The organism is Martinezella tropici, assembly GCF_003287875.1.
GTDB lineage: Bacteria > Pseudomonadota > Alphaproteobacteria > Rhizobiales > Rhizobiaceae > Rhizobium > Rhizobium tropici_C.
Genome location: NZ_QMKK01000022.1, coordinates 283,273 through 296,274 on the forward strand (window position 1 = coordinate 283,273; position 13,002 = coordinate 296,274).

A 13,002-nucleotide genomic window follows, 5' to 3' on the forward strand; every position below is an offset into this window, starting at 1 on the left:
TTTGCCATGCCTTCCATCGCCTTTGCAGCCATGCCCACGTCCGATGCCGAAGTGTTGTGGAACGGTGGCACAGATGCCTATGGTCATCGGCCGGAGACGATGATTTCCGATGGCCCCGGCCATCCCTGCCGTCACTGCCTGCGCAATATCGATGCCGGCGAAGAGCTGTTCGTCTTCGCCTATCGCCCCTTCCCGGAATTGCAGCCCTATGCGGAGACGGGTCCGATCTTCCTGCACAAGACGCCGTGCCAGCGCTACGAGGCAGTAGAAGTGCTGCCGCCAGTGCTCGCGAACACTCGCGATTTCATCGTGCGCGGCTACGGCAAGAACGATCGAATCGTCTATGGGACCGGTGCCGTGACGCCGACCGGCGACATCCCGGCCTATGCTGCCTCGCTGCTTGAGCGTCCAGACATCGCCTATGTCCACGTCCGCTCGGCACGCAACAATTGCTATCAGTGCCGGATCGATAAAATAGGAGCGCCGGCATATGCGGATGCCGGCGCCTCCATCTGACGTGCGCGCGATGGGCTTTACGCGACGTTCAGAATGCTTTCCGCAGCAACGGCCTCATAGCCGAGCGCCTCGGCCACGGGCCGGTTCGTGATACGGCCCTTATGAACATTGAGGCCATTGCGGAGGTGCTTGTCTTCCGCGATGGCGCGCAGGCCACGATCGGCCAAAGCGAGGCCATGATAGATGGTGGCGTTGTTGAGCGCATGGGCCGAGGTCACGGGAACGGCACCCGGCATATTGGCAACGCAGTAGTGCACGACGCCTTCCACCACGTAGATCGGATCGGAATGCGTCGTCGCATGCGAGGTCTCGAAACAGCCGCCCTGGTCGATGGCGACATCGACGATGACCGAGCCCTTCTTCATGCCTGACAGCATTTCGCGCGTCACCAGCTTCGGCGCGGCAGCACCGGGGATCAGCACGGCACCGATGACGAGATCGGCGGAAAAGACCTCTTCTTCCAGCGCCTGGATGCTGGAATAGCGGGTGTGAACGCGGCCGTTGAAGATATCGTCAAGCTGGCGCAGGCGCGGCAGCGAGCGATCGAGGATGCTGACGTCGGCACCGAGGCCGGCTGCCATCTTGGCCGCATGCAGGCCGACAACGCCGCCGCCGATAATCGCTACCTTTGCCGGCAGCACGCCGGGCACGCCGCCGAGCAGGATACCGAGGCCGCCATTGGCCTTCTGCAGAGCGGTTGCACCCGCCTGGATCGACAGGCGGCCGGCGACTTCGGACATCGGCGCAAGCAGCGGCAAGCCGCCGCGCTCGTCAGTCACGGTCTCATAGGCAACAGCGGTGACGCCGGAGGCGAGCAGGCCCTTTGTCTGTTCCGGATCAGGCGCCAGATGCAGATAGGTATAGAGAAGCTGGCCTTCTCGGAGCTGCGCCCATTCAGACGGCTGCGGCTCCTTGACCTTTACGATCATATCGCACTTCTCGAAAATATCCTTGGCGCTTGCGGCGATCTTGGCGCCGGCAGCCGCATAGGCGTGGTCATCGGCACCGATGCCGGCACCGGCCTTCGTCTCGACCCAGACTTCGTGGCCATGGGCGATGTATTCGCGAACGGATGCCGGCGTCAGCCCGACGCGGTACTCGTGGTTCTTGATTTCCTTGGGGCAGCCAACGCGCATTTCATTCCTCCTCGAATGCTTTTGCGTCTTTCATTTTCTCCAAGTGAAATCAGACCACCTCCGTCCCGCAATGTCCTTGCAAAGACGATTTGCTTTGCGGTCATTTTTCGTGATTTATTGCGTCAAGGGGAGTTTTTTCGAAAGTTCTTCGAATGTCCGACCTCGATGCCATCGATCATTCGATTCTGCGGATGCTGCAGCAGAACGCCCGGATCACCAATTCGGAACTGGCCGAGAAGGTCGGGCTTTCGCCCTCGGCCTGTTCGCGGCGGCTCGATATTCTGGAAAAGAGCGGCGTCATCGACGGTTATCACGCGCATCTCTCGCACAAGGCGCTGGATTACAAGATGATCGCCTTCGTGCACATCTCGCTGTCAGGCCAGTTCGCAAAGACGCTTTTGGAATTCGAAACCGCGGTGAAGCGCTGCCCCAATGTGCTGTCCTGCTACCTCATGTCTGGCGAATATGACTACATACTCCGGGTCGCCGCGCGGGACCTCGAGGACTACGAGCGCATCCATCGCGACTGGCTCTCGGCCCTGCCGCACGTCGTGAAGATCAATTCCAGCTTCGCGCTTCGCGAGATCATCGACCGGCCGAATGTTGGCCTGTGATCTTCGTCAGCGGATATCCAGCAGCAATGCACGATGATCGGACACTTCTGGCTCCGCGACAGGATCGAAATGGATGACCTCGACATTCGACGTCACGAGCATGTAGTCGGCAAAACGCGGCTGCTTCTTGTAATGCGAGGTGCGCGTGTCGTCATGTCCCCTTGAAGTGACGAGATCGACAAGCCCCAGGCTGGCAAGAATCTCGAAGGTCTCGCTATCCGGCAACACGTTGAAGTCACCGCAAACGACCAGCCTGTCGCCCTCTTGCCGAACCTGGCGAATGATCTCGACCAGCGCGTGCGCCTGATGGCGCCGGGCCGGCGTATCGCCCTTGCCTTCCAGATCTCGCAGGCCATGCATATGAGCAATGGTTATAGGATAGCCGCGCTCATAGTCGAAGAGACGGATGCAATGGGCATTGCGGGAGCGCGGATGCGGTCCATAACCGTCAGCCGAAAATTCGCCGTGAACAAAGCCGGCTGCCTGGCCGATGATTGGACGGGTTTTGCGCACGAAAGTTGCCAGTCCGAACTCAGAGTCCAATCGCGTGGCACCGTCGAAGAGATCGCCCCGCGCGACCGGGAGGAAGAAGGCATCGTAAGCCGGCAAAGCAGCCTTCAGCTCCTCGAAGAGATTGGCGCGCTGCGGAAGCTCGACACCATGATCACGATAGACCAGCCACTCAGATTGTGCGTCGTGCGTTCGGACCACTTCCTGCAGGCACAGAACATCTGCATCGACGTCGGCGACATAGGGCATAAGCGGGTCATGCAGCCGACCGCCCCATGCATTCAAAGAAACGATGCGCATATTCTGCCTCTCAACATTCATATTGCGGCCGGGTTCGGCACTGATTTGCGGTATCGATTCGATACGGCCGCCTACAATTTTAGCGATTACCCTAAGCATCCCTCAATGCAAACCTGCTATCCAGAGCAGGAAAAATGCACGAGCCTGGATAACGTCATGCAATTCTCTTCGAAATCTCTCGTTCAAGGCAATCTGAAAATCAAGACGCGGGGTTCGCCGCGCCATCACGCTCGGCTGATGGGCCAGGTTCGCTATTTCACCAAGCTCGTCGCCGGCCGCGTGGTCAATATTTCCACCAGCGGCATCGCGCTCGATCTGCAGTCGCCGCTCTATGCGGCCGCCGGCAGCAAGGTTCGCGTCGAATGCGACGATATCGGCTTGCTGGATGGTTTCGTGCGCTGGGCTCACAACGGCCGCATGGGTATCGAATTCGATCGTTCATCCAACGCCTCGGCTAAGGTCGCGTCCTATTTTCGCTTTTTCCACAAGGACATAAAGCCGGTTCTCAAACGTTGATGGCATGCCGGCGGAAGCCGGCTACGATCCACAATAAGCCTGTCACATTCCTGGTGCACACCTTCAAAAATCGTCCTAATCTCCCTCGCCCGAGAGATGATCGACGGACCATAGCCCCATCGTTGAAGGAGTGTCTTATGTCTTCCATTCTGGATTTGCCCAGCATGTCGCGCCGTTCCCTGCTGCAAGGCCTCAGCGCGACCGCCGCACTGATCGTGCTGCATCCCTTCGCGGCCCGCGCAGCCGGTAACCAGGCACATCTGCGACTCATGGAAACGACGGACATTCACGTCAACGTCTTCCCCTACGACTATTATGCCGACAAGCCGAACGACACGATGGGACTGACGCGCACGGCGACGATCATCGACAATATCCGCGCCGAAGCCACCAACTCGCTCCTCATCGATAATGGTGACGTGCTGCAGGGCAATCCGATGGGCGATTACATGGCCTATCAGCACGGCATGAAGGAAGGCGACGTCCATCCGGTCATCAAGGCGATGAACACGCTCGGCTACTCTGTGGGCACGCTTGGCAACCACGAATTCAACTATGGCCTCGATTTCATGTTCAAGGTGCTGGCCGGCGCGAATTTCCCGTTCGTCTGCGCCAACCTGACCAAGGGCCAGCTTGCTTCCGACCCGACGAAGGACGACCTGTTCTTCAAGCCCTATCTGATCCTCGAAAAGAAGATCAAGGACGGCTCCGGCAATGAAAGCCCGATCAAGATCGGCTTCATCGGCTTCGTGCCGCCGCAGATCATGCTCTGGGACATCAAGAACCTCGAAGGCAAGGCGCAGACCCGCGATATCGTCGAAGCCGCCAAGGCCTGGGTTCCGGTCATGAAGGCCGAAGGCGCCGATATCATCATCGCCCTCTCCCATTCCGGCATCGACGGCAGCGGCCCGAGCGAGAAGATGGAAAACGCTTCGCTTTACGTCGCTGCGGTCGACGGCATCGATGCCGTCTTCACCGGCCACCAGCATCTCGTCTTCCCCGGCCCGAAGACCTGGGATGGCATCAAGGACGCCGATCCGGTCAAGGGAACGCTGCACGGCAAGCCTGCCGTCATGGCCGGCTTCTGGGGCTCGCATCTCGGCCTCATCGACCTGCTGCTCGAAAAGGATGGCAAGAGCTGGAAGATCGTCGACTTCACCTCCGAAGCACGCCCGATCTACCATCGCGACGACAAGAAGAAGGTCATCGCTGACGTTACCGACAAGAAGGAAGTCGTCGAAGCCGCCAAGGCCGAGCATGAGGCGACGCTGACCTATGTCCGCACGCCCGTCGGCAAGACCTCTGCGCCGCTCTATTCCTACTTCGCGCTGGTCGCCGACGATCCCTCTGTGCAGATCGTCAGCCAGGCGCAGATCTGGTACATCAAGAACATATTGAAGGAGACGCAGTACAAGGGCCTGCCGGTGCTTTCGGCTGCAGCACCCTTCAAATGCGGCGGGCGCAACGGCGCCGACTATTATACGGACGTTCCCGCGGGCAATATCGCCATCAAGAACGTCGCCGACCTCTATCTCTATCCGAACACCGTCCAGGCCGTCGTCATCAATGGCGCGCAGGTCAAGAACTGGCTGGAAATGTCGGCCGCGATGTTCAACCAGGTACAGCCGGGCGCCAAGGATGCGGATCTGATCAACAGCAGCTTCCCGTCCTATAACTTCGACGTCATCGACGGCGTAACCTACCAGATCGATGTCTCGCAGCCGCGCCGCTTCGGCGATGACGGCAAGGTTCTGAATGCCGATGCAAACCGCATCCAGAACCTGCAGTTCGATGGAAAGCCGATCGACCCAGCGCAGAAGTTCCTGGTCGTCACCAACAACTACCGCGCCGGCGGCGGCGGCAATTTCCCCGAGATCGCCGCGGACAAGGTCGTCTACCAGGCGCCGGACACGAACCGCGATGTCATCGTGCGCTATGTCCACGAGCAGGGCACGATCAACCCGACCGCCGACGGCAACTGGACCTTCAAACCGCTGGCGGACACGACCGTGCGGTTCCAGAGCTCGCCGAAGGCCAAGGATTTCCTCGGCCAGGTCAAGAGCGTGAAGATCGAAGACGCCGGCGAAGGTGCCGACGGCTTCCGCAGCTACCGGCTGGTGCTGTAAGCATTGACCACCCCTTCTCCCCACTGGGGAGAAGGAGCTCACGATACGAAAAAGCACCTTACGCACCTGGCCTCCCTTTTTCAGGGAGAGGACTTCTTCACTCGGCCGCCAGGCGCTTGTCGTCTGGATGGAACATCTCGACAGTGGACTTGAAGTCCTCCTGACTCGGGCATCGCGACAGACGATCACGGAAAGCCTCGATCATCCAGGCAGCCGCAGGGCCAGGGGGATTATCCACCTTGCGGATGGCATAGAGTGGATATTCGCTCTGGTCATAGGCATCGAGAGCCAAAGGCACCAGCCGTCCCTTCTGCAGATCCTCCATGATGAACGAGGCCGGCAGGCCGCCCCAGCCAAGACCACCGCGGATCAGCTGATGCTTGGTGGCGATGTCGCTGAGATGCCAGATCTTGTAGGACAGGACGTTGAAATCCTTGCCATTGGTGAGGTTTGACGCGTCGGTGACGACCAGTTGCACCTCTTCGCGCACGTCGGCAAGCGTCAGCGGCCGTCCCAGCAGAGCGAGCGGATGCGTCGGAGCTGCGACCGGCATCATGAAGGAATGTCCGATGCGCTCGATGACCAGGGCATCATCCTGCTTCAAGACCGAGCCGCCGATACCGATCGTCGACTTGCCGCTGGCAACCAGCTCCAGCATCGAACCGAGTTCGCCGGTGTCGAGGCGCAGGGAAACATAAGGGAAGCGATCGCGGAATTCCCGCAATACATCGACGGTGGCATGCACCGGCACCATGACGCTGATGGCAACAGCCACCTCCGCCTCAAGGCCGCTCTTCAGGCCTTTCACGCGTGCGCGCATTACCTGCAGATCGGAAAGAATGCGGCGCGCATCCTCCAGCATCACCCTGCCCGCATCGGTCAGCTTCGGCTGGCGCGAGCCGGAGCGCTCGAACAGCGGCATTTCGAGCTGGGCCTCCAGATTGGCAATCGTGTAACTGATGACCGACTGCGCGCGGTTGAGCATCCGCGAAGCAGCTGAGAAGCTGCCTGACTCGGCAACGGTCAGAAAGACCTGCAATTGGTCGAGGGTGGGATTGGGGAGCATCTGCCATCCATTCTATCGATAATTCCAATCCATATTATCACAGTTTTTCTCGATAGCACTGACGACTTATTTATGGAGGCGAACGTGATCGGACTCTCCCAGCCGATTTAGCAACTCATTGAAAAGGAAAACGGATATGTCCTCCATTCTGCTTCTGACCTCCAGCCCGCGTCCGGACTCGCTCTCCACGAAGATCGCCACCGAACTGGCCGAGAAGATCAAGGCCAACAATCCGGGCAAGACGCTCGTCAAGCGCGACCTCGCTGCCGACAACCTGCCGCACATCGATGGCCCCTTCACGGTCGCCATCCGCACGCCGGCTGACGCCCGCACGCCCGAGCAGCAGGAACTGGTCAAGGTTTCCGACGCGCTGATCGACGAGCTGCTGGCAGCCGACACCCTGGTCATCGGCACCGGCCTCATCAACTTCAACATCTATTCCTCGCTGAAGACCTGGATCGACAACGTCGCCCGCGCCGGCCGCACCTTCACGTACACGGAAACTGGCCCGAAGGGTCTGGCGACCGGCAAGAAGGCCTATATCGTGCTTGCTTCCGGCGGCGTCTATTCCGAAGGCCCGGCTGCCCCGCTGAACCATGCCGTTCCCTACCTGAAGTCGGTTCTCGGCTTCATCGGCATCACCGATGTCGAGACCGTTTACATCGAAGGCGTTGCTTTTGGTCCGGAAGCTGCCGAAAAGGCCGTCGGTGCCGCCCAGGCCCGCGCCTCGGAGCTGGCTCTCGCCGCTTGATCGACTGCAGCCTTCAGACATCGACAGGCGGCCGGCATCAGCCGGCCGCTTTGCTATTCCGCCTGTGGCAACTCCTTCACGAACGACCTCACGGTTTCCAGAATTTCATCGGAAAGAGCCTCGTCATTTGACACGCGCGCAAGGCCGAGCGCACCGGTCATCAGGCAGGAAGCGATGATCGCCTTGCGTCTGGCTTCGGCTGTCTCCGGTTTCGGCATGCGCGCCGTCATCGCATCGAAATTCCTCCGCAAGCCTTCCGTCGCAACAGCGCGGACCGTATCGCTGCTGCGCGCCATATCCGCCGTCAGTGCCGCATAGGCACAGCCCTCACCGCAATGATCGCGGTGACGCTCGCTGAGATAGGTATCGACATACTCATCGAGCGAGATGCTTCTGGGATCGATCCCCTTGTCCTCCTGCTGCCGCCGCCATGATCCGATCGCCGACTCCACAGCTTCCGCGACCAATTCGTCGCGGGAAGCAAAGTGCTTGTAGAAGCCGCCGACTGTAAGCCCCGCTTCCTTCATGAGGTCGGCAACGCCGATCCCTTCCAATCCCTCCTCGCGCAGACGCTTGGCGGCGAGCGTCACGATGCGTTCATGCGTCTTCTGCTTCTCCAATTGTGAGCGGCCCATCGAAAATCCTTTCATGCCTGGCTTGACAAAATGGCTTACGATCATAATCCTTATAGATAACGATCATAATCCAGATCGTGTCAAAAGCCAACAGGAGCTACGAACATGCGTCTCAAGAACAAGGTCGCCGTCATCACCGGTGGAAACAGCGGCATCGGACTGGCCACCGCCCGCCTCTTCCTCGCCGAAGGCGCCAAGGTCGCCATAACAGGCCGCAATGCCAAGACACTGGCCGCGGCAGCCGAACAGCTCGGCGGCCGCGTGCTGGCGTTGCAGGCCGACACCACCGATATTCCTGCCATGGAGAAGGCGTTTGCCGAGGCCGCGGAGAAGCTTGGAAAATTCGATGTGGTCTTTGCCAATGCCGGTATTGCCGGCGATACTCCGCTCGGCAAGACCACGCTTGAGCAGTTCGAAACCATCGTCCGCATCAATTTCACCGGCGTCTTCTTCACCGTGCAGGCCGCCTTGCCATATCTGAACGATGGCGGCTCCGTCATCCTGAACGGCTCCGTGCATGCCGTGCTCGGCATTCCCGGCGCCTCGGCCTATGCCGGCACGAAGGGCGCGGTTCGCGCCATGACCCGCAATCTCGCCTCCGAACTCGCGCCCCGCGGCATCCGCGTCAACCAGGTGACGCCCGGCGCCACCAAGACGCCGATCTGGGAGCCGCGCGCCAGCACGCCGGAGGCCCTGGATGCGCTGCAGGCCCGATTTGGCAGCCTCAGCCCGCTCGGCCGCATGAGTGAAGCCGACGAAATCGCGAAAGCCGCGCTCTATTTCGCCTCAGACGATTCCGCCAACGTGACGGCGATCGAAATCACCGTCGACGGCGGCGCGATCAACGCTCCATCCGGCGCGAAGATATTCCGTGCGGCTTGAGCCTCGCGAATTATCAGCCATCAATTTTCAATGAGTGTTATGGGCCGCCAAAGCAGATGCAGAGGCGGCCTTGCATCTGATGCATGTTAAAGGAGTTTGGCTGCTTCAGACCTGGCGGACTTTTTCGCCGTCGCCAAAGAGGCCGGCGCCGTTCTGATCGATGATCTGCTGGCCCTTGCGGAAGGTCGATTCCACGGCATCGTCGGACGAGGTGAAGACGTCGGCGCGGATGAAATTGCGCACCAGGATCTCGCCGTTCACATCCTTCTCGATCCGACCCATGAGACGGAACTGATTGCCCTCGCGCTGCGGCGTCGCATAGATCGTGCAGCCGGCATGCACCTGGGGCTCGATGTTAACTGTCGAGCCGCCGGACTTTTCAGTGCCAGCCTGCGATGCGCCACCGGTGAAGATCGAAAGGATATTTGAAAAGAACGAAGCCATGGATCGCCTTTAGCATGAAGGTTGCGGGGTCGCAAAGTCAAATGATCAGGTTTGCCAGGATCTCGTTTTCGGTGATGTCCTCATAGCCCATGCCGGAACTTTCAAAATTGGCGATAAGCTGCTTGAAATTATCCGGATTCTTCGTCTCGATGCCGATCAGGATGGAGCCGAAATTGCGGGCGCTCTTCTTCAGATATTCGAAGCGGGCGATATCGTCTTCCGGCCCGAGCATGTTGAGGAAATCGCGAAGCGCGCCGGGGCGCTGCGCCAGCCGCAGGATGAAGTATTTCTTCAAGCCCGCATAGCGCATGGCGCGTTCCTTGACATCGGGCAGGCGCTCGAAGTCGAAATTGCCGCCGGAGACGACGGCGACAATGGTCTTGCCGCGGATGCTGTCGCGATCGAGCTTTTCCAGCGCCGTGATCGCCAACGCGCCGGCCGGCTCCAGAACGACGCCTTCCACATTCAGCATATCGGTGATGGTGACGCAGATGGCGTTTTCCTCGATGAGCTCAACCTGCTCGGCCGCAAAACCCTTCAGCGCGGCGAAGTTCAGCTCGCCGATGCGGCCAACGGCGGCGCCATCGACGAAATTATCGACCTTGGCCAGTGTGATCACCTTCCCCGCCTCGATGCTGCGGCGCAGGCTCGGCGCTCCCGCCGGTTCGGCGAAGGTGAAGGCGCTACGGGCAAGCGTATCGGAAAAATAGCCGGTAATGCCAGCTGCCAGGCCTCCGCCGCCAACAGGCAGGAGGACATGATCGACGACAACGCCATCAGGCAATTGCTCGGCGATCTCGGCAGCAACCGTCGCCTGCCCTTCGATGATATCGGCATGATCGAAAGGCGGCACCATGACGCCATCGATCTCATCGACATACTCGCGGGCCGCCTGATAGCATTGATCGAAGAAATCGCCGAAGAGCCTTATGGTGATGAACTCGCCGCCGAAAATGCGGGTCTTGTCGATCTTCTGCTGCGGCGTTGTCACGGGCATATAGACGACGCCCGGCACACCAAAATGCCGGCAGACGAAGGCAAAGCCCTGGGCATGATTGCCGGCGGAGGCGCAGACGAAAGTCCTTCCCGTGCCGCCCTCGGCAATAACTTTGCGGAAGAAATTGAAGGCGCCGCGGATCTTGTAGGAACGAACCGGCGTCAAATCCTCGCGCTTCAGCCAGATGTCGGCACCATAGCGGGCGGAAAGATGCTCGTTCAGCTGCAGCGGCGTTGCGGGAAAAAGGCCACGCATGGCCTCGGTGGCTTCGAGAACAGTCTGTTTGTCCACGGCTTGTCCGTCCTTCTTCAATCCATCCCCGCTATGGCACAGGAAAGATGAGTAAAGAAAGCCTGTTTAGCGCGCTTTCGGACCTGCCGGAACGAGATTCTTCCCAATGATGCCGTCCACCTCTTCATCCCCAAATTCTGCGAGTTGACAGTGCGGCTTCGCCTGTCTCCAATGCGTGACAGCCATCATGATGATGGTTAGAGGCCCGTCCAACACCGATCCGTCGGCTCAGGCGGGCTTCGCCTGGGTCACTCAGGCAAAGCCATAGAGATCAAACTCTTCCCACAAAACATTTCCTTGACTGAATCGCTCAAGTGCTTGAAGGGAAAAAGCACGCGGACGTGGCGAAACTGGTAGACGCAAGGGACTTAAAATCCCTCGGCCTTTGGCTGTACGGGTTCGACCCCCGTCGTCCGCACCAAAAAGTCAAATTCCATCAAGCCCAAACGAAAAAGGCGCAGCTTTTGCCGCGCCCCCTCTCAATCGATATGCAGAATTCAAATCAGGCCGTGAGCTTGGCCGCGATCTTGGCGACGTGCGCGCCCTGATATTTTGCGGCTTCCAGTTCGATTTCCGATGGCTGGCGCGAGCCGTCGCCGTTGGTGATCGTCGAAGCGCCGTAGGGCGAGCCGCCCTTGACTTCCTCGGTGCCCATCTGGCCCTGGAAAGCGTAAGGGAGGCCGACGACGGCCATGCCGTGATGCAGAAGGGTCGGGATGAAGCCGAGAATGGTGGATTCCTGGCCGCCATGCTGGGTCGCGGACGAGGTGAAGACCGAGCCGACCTTGCCGACCAGCTTGCCGCCAAACCAGAGACCGCCGGTCTGATCCCAGAAATTGCGCATCTGCGAGGCAACGGTGCCGAAGCGGGTGCCGGCGCCGATGATGATGGCGTCATAGTCTGCGAGTTCGTCGGGCGTTGCGACCGGGGCTTCCTGATCGAGCTTGAAATAGGAGGCCTTGGCAACCTCTTCCGGGACCAGTTCCGGAACGCGCTTGACGGTAACTTCAGCGCCGGCCGACTTTGCGCCTTCCGCGACGGCATAGGCCATCTTCTCGATATGACCGTAGGAGGAATAATAGAGAACCAGAACCTTAGCCATGAACGTCTCCTGTTTGTTGGACGCGTTGATTGTGGTGGCAAGTTTTATCAGCGATGCGACAACAGCGCAGCCCCCATGCCCGGAACGCACTGTTCATCCCCTGTAGACGAAAAATTCATTTGCGTCGCTTCCCGATGGTTGCCGCCCATGCGAAATCGACCGTTTGCATTCGCGGAAAACGGCGCTACCTATTTCGAACTTTTTGCGAACGCGCCAATGCGCATTTTCACGGATGTCCTCATGTCAAACGATATCATTGTCACAGCCGCCATGCTGGCCATCGGCGACGAACTGCTCTCCGGCCGGACGAAGGACAAGAATATCGGCCATCTCGCCGATGTCCTGCTGCTGGCCGGCATAGACCTGAAGGAAGTCCGCATCGTTGCCGATGACGAGGATGCCATCGTCTCGGCGCTGAATGCCCTACGCCCCCAGTACGACTATGTCTTCACCTCCGGCGGCATCGGGCCGACCCATGACGACATCACCGCCGATGCCATCGCCAGGGCCTTCGGGGTGCCCTGCGAGCACGACGCCGAGGCCATGCGGATCATGGGGGAAATGTATGCGCGACGCGAGATGGAGTTCACCGAGGCGCGCCAGCGCATGGCCCGCATGCCTGTGGGATCGAAGCACATCGCCAATCCGGTCTCGACCGCTCCCGGCTTCAACATCGGCAATGTCTATGTCATGGCCGGCGTGCCGCAGGTCTTCCAGGCCATGCTCGACAATGTCATACCGACGCTCAAGACCGGAGCGCGCGTTTTGTCGACCGCCATTTCCTGCCCTTATGGCGAGGGCGAGATCGGCACGCCACTCGGGCTCATCCAGAAGGCACATCCGGACACGAGCATCGGTTCCTATCCGCGCTATGTCGGCCAATCCTTCTCGACGGAAATCGTCGTGAGGGGCCGATCCGCCGAATTAATTGAAAATGTCGCAGCCGAGGTACGCGCGATGATCGAAGACATCCGCCAGTCGAAAGCCAAGGAAAATCAATCGGCTGAGGCATAATACTCAACGAATGGCTGCACTCCTTGCGGAACCAGAGGCGATCGAAGCGCATTAATTTATCGCGGAATGCAGATATAATGCTGAGATCCAACCCTCCGCATG

General features: G+C 59.6%; 14 protein-coding genes and 1 tRNA gene. 8 read left to right on the top strand and 7 right to left on the bottom strand.

Annotated elements, in window-relative coordinates:
* Positions 1-6 precede the first annotated feature (6 nt).
* Positions 7-516: a DUF1203 domain-containing protein gene (locus tag DQ393_RS06635; RefSeq protein WP_112341077.1), complete on the top strand. Its 510-nt coding sequence runs from the start codon at positions 7-9 to the stop codon at positions 514-516.
* 17 nt (positions 517-533) lie between these two features.
* Here the strand turns inward: DQ393_RS06635 and ald are convergent, their stop codons facing one another.
* A complete protein-coding gene (gene ald / locus DQ393_RS06640) occupies positions 534-1,652 on the bottom strand; it encodes an alanine dehydrogenase (RefSeq protein WP_112340980.1) in 1,119 nt (372 codons plus the stop codon).
* A gap of 152 nt (positions 1,653-1,804) precedes the next feature.
* On the opposite strand from ald, the gene DQ393_RS06645 reads away from it, so the two are divergent.
* Positions 1,805-2,266: an Lrp/AsnC family transcriptional regulator gene (locus DQ393_RS06645; protein ID WP_112340981.1), complete on the top strand. Its 462-nt coding sequence runs from the start codon at positions 1,805-1,807 to the stop codon at positions 2,264-2,266.
* Positions 2,267-2,272: 6 nt separating this feature from the next.
* Here the strand turns inward: DQ393_RS06645 and DQ393_RS06650 are convergent, their stop codons facing one another.
* Positions 2,273-3,076 carry an endonuclease/exonuclease/phosphatase family protein gene (locus DQ393_RS06650; protein WP_112340982.1) on the bottom strand — a complete coding sequence of 268 codons (804 nt, stop codon included), beginning with the start codon at positions 3,074-3,076 and terminating at the stop codon, positions 2,273-2,275.
* Positions 3,077-3,232: 156 nt separating this feature from the next.
* On the opposite strand from DQ393_RS06650, the gene DQ393_RS06655 reads away from it, so the two are divergent.
* Both DQ393_RS06655 and DQ393_RS06660 read left to right on the top strand, forming a co-directional pair.
* Complete coding sequence (locus tag DQ393_RS06655) at positions 3,233-3,592, top strand: PilZ domain-containing protein (protein WP_112340983.1); 360 nt, start codon at positions 3,233-3,235, stop codon at positions 3,590-3,592.
* 137 nt (positions 3,593-3,729) lie between these two features.
* A complete protein-coding gene (locus tag DQ393_RS06660) occupies positions 3,730-5,718 on the top strand; it encodes a bifunctional 2',3'-cyclic-nucleotide 2'-phosphodiesterase/3'-nucleotidase (RefSeq protein WP_112340984.1) in 1,989 nt (662 codons plus the stop codon).
* Positions 5,719-5,815: 97 nt separating this feature from the next.
* Here DQ393_RS06660 and DQ393_RS06665 read toward each other — a convergent pair whose 3' ends face one another.
* Entirely contained in the window at positions 5,816-6,784 is a 969-nt protein-coding gene (locus DQ393_RS06665) for a LysR family transcriptional regulator (protein WP_112340985.1), read from the bottom strand.
* Positions 6,785-6,920: 136 nt separating this feature from the next.
* Between DQ393_RS06665 and DQ393_RS06670 the strand changes: the two genes are divergently transcribed.
* Positions 6,921-7,535, top strand: a complete 615-nt coding sequence (locus tag DQ393_RS06670) for an FMN-dependent NADH-azoreductase (protein ID WP_112340986.1) — start codon at positions 6,921-6,923, stop codon at positions 7,533-7,535.
* 53 nt (positions 7,536-7,588) lie between these two features.
* Here the strand turns inward: DQ393_RS06670 and DQ393_RS06675 are convergent, their stop codons facing one another.
* Positions 7,589-8,170 (bottom strand): TetR/AcrR family transcriptional regulator, encoded by a 582-nt coding sequence (locus DQ393_RS06675; protein ID WP_112341078.1) that lies wholly within the window; start codon positions 8,168-8,170, stop codon positions 7,589-7,591.
* A 105-nt stretch (positions 8,171-8,275) separates the two neighbouring features.
* On the opposite strand from DQ393_RS06675, the gene DQ393_RS06680 reads away from it, so the two are divergent.
* A complete protein-coding gene (locus DQ393_RS06680) occupies positions 8,276-9,052 on the top strand; it encodes an SDR family NAD(P)-dependent oxidoreductase (RefSeq protein WP_112340987.1) in 777 nt (258 codons plus the stop codon).
* Positions 9,053-9,157: 105 nt separating this feature from the next.
* Here the strand turns inward: DQ393_RS06680 and DQ393_RS06685 are convergent, their stop codons facing one another.
* Together DQ393_RS06685 and ilvA are read right to left on the bottom strand one after the other, a co-directional pair.
* A complete protein-coding gene (locus DQ393_RS06685; RefSeq protein ID WP_112340988.1) occupies positions 9,158-9,496 on the bottom strand; it encodes an HlyU family transcriptional regulator in 339 nt (112 codons plus the stop codon).
* A 37-nt stretch (positions 9,497-9,533) separates the two neighbouring features.
* Entirely contained in the window at positions 9,534-10,784 is a 1,251-nt protein-coding gene (gene ilvA, locus DQ393_RS06690; RefSeq protein WP_112341079.1) for a threonine ammonia-lyase IlvA, read from the bottom strand.
* A gap of 335 nt (positions 10,785-11,119) precedes the next feature.
* On the opposite strand from ilvA, the gene DQ393_RS06695 reads away from it, so the two are divergent.
* Positions 11,120-11,205, top strand: a tRNA-Leu gene (locus DQ393_RS06695).
* Between the two features lie 81 nt (positions 11,206-11,286).
* Here the strand turns inward: DQ393_RS06695 and wrbA are convergent.
* On the bottom strand, positions 11,287-11,886 hold the full coding sequence (gene wrbA, locus DQ393_RS06700) for an NAD(P)H:quinone oxidoreductase type IV (RefSeq protein ID WP_112340989.1): 600 nt from the start codon (positions 11,884-11,886) through the stop codon (positions 11,287-11,289).
* Between the two features lie 240 nt (positions 11,887-12,126).
* On the opposite strand from wrbA, the gene DQ393_RS06705 reads away from it, so the two are divergent.
* Positions 12,127-12,900, top strand: coding sequence for a competence/damage-inducible protein A (locus DQ393_RS06705; protein ID WP_112341080.1), 774 nt, complete (start codon positions 12,127-12,129; stop codon positions 12,898-12,900).
* The last annotated feature ends 102 nt before the right edge of the window (positions 12,901-13,002 follow it).

What these genes read in the sequence shown, in the direction of transcription:
- DQ393_RS06635 (WP_112341077.1), top strand. Translation starts at nt 7, where the DNA reads ATGCCTTCCATCGCCTTTGCAGCCATGCCCACGTCCGATGCCGAAGTG.
- ald (WP_112340980.1), bottom strand. Translation starts at nt 1,652, where the DNA reads ATGCGCGTTGGCTGCCCCAAGGAAATCAAGAACCACGAGTACCGCGTC.
- DQ393_RS06645 (WP_112340981.1), top strand. Translation starts at nt 1,805, where the DNA reads ATGTCCGACCTCGATGCCATCGATCATTCGATTCTGCGGATGCTGCAG.
- DQ393_RS06650 (WP_112340982.1), bottom strand. Translation starts at nt 3,076, where the DNA reads ATGCGCATCGTTTCTTTGAATGCATGGGGCGGTCGGCTGCATGACCCG.
- DQ393_RS06655 (WP_112340983.1), top strand. Translation starts at nt 3,233, where the DNA reads ATGCAATTCTCTTCGAAATCTCTCGTTCAAGGCAATCTGAAAATCAAG.
- DQ393_RS06660 (WP_112340984.1), top strand. Translation starts at nt 3,730, where the DNA reads ATGTCTTCCATTCTGGATTTGCCCAGCATGTCGCGCCGTTCCCTGCTG.
- DQ393_RS06665 (WP_112340985.1), bottom strand. Translation starts at nt 6,784, where the DNA reads ATGCTCCCCAATCCCACCCTCGACCAATTGCAGGTCTTTCTGACCGTT.
- DQ393_RS06670 (WP_112340986.1), top strand. Translation starts at nt 6,921, where the DNA reads ATGTCCTCCATTCTGCTTCTGACCTCCAGCCCGCGTCCGGACTCGCTC.
- DQ393_RS06675 (WP_112341078.1), bottom strand. Translation starts at nt 8,170, where the DNA reads ATGGGCCGCTCACAATTGGAGAAGCAGAAGACGCATGAACGCATCGTG.
- DQ393_RS06680 (WP_112340987.1), top strand. Translation starts at nt 8,276, where the DNA reads ATGCGTCTCAAGAACAAGGTCGCCGTCATCACCGGTGGAAACAGCGGC.
- DQ393_RS06685 (WP_112340988.1), bottom strand. Translation starts at nt 9,496, where the DNA reads ATGGCTTCGTTCTTTTCAAATATCCTTTCGATCTTCACCGGTGGCGCA.
- wrbA (WP_112340989.1), bottom strand. Translation starts at nt 11,886, where the DNA reads ATGGCTAAGGTTCTGGTTCTCTATTATTCCTCCTACGGTCATATCGAG.
- DQ393_RS06705 (WP_112341080.1), top strand. Translation starts at nt 12,127, where the DNA reads ATGTCAAACGATATCATTGTCACAGCCGCCATGCTGGCCATCGGCGAC.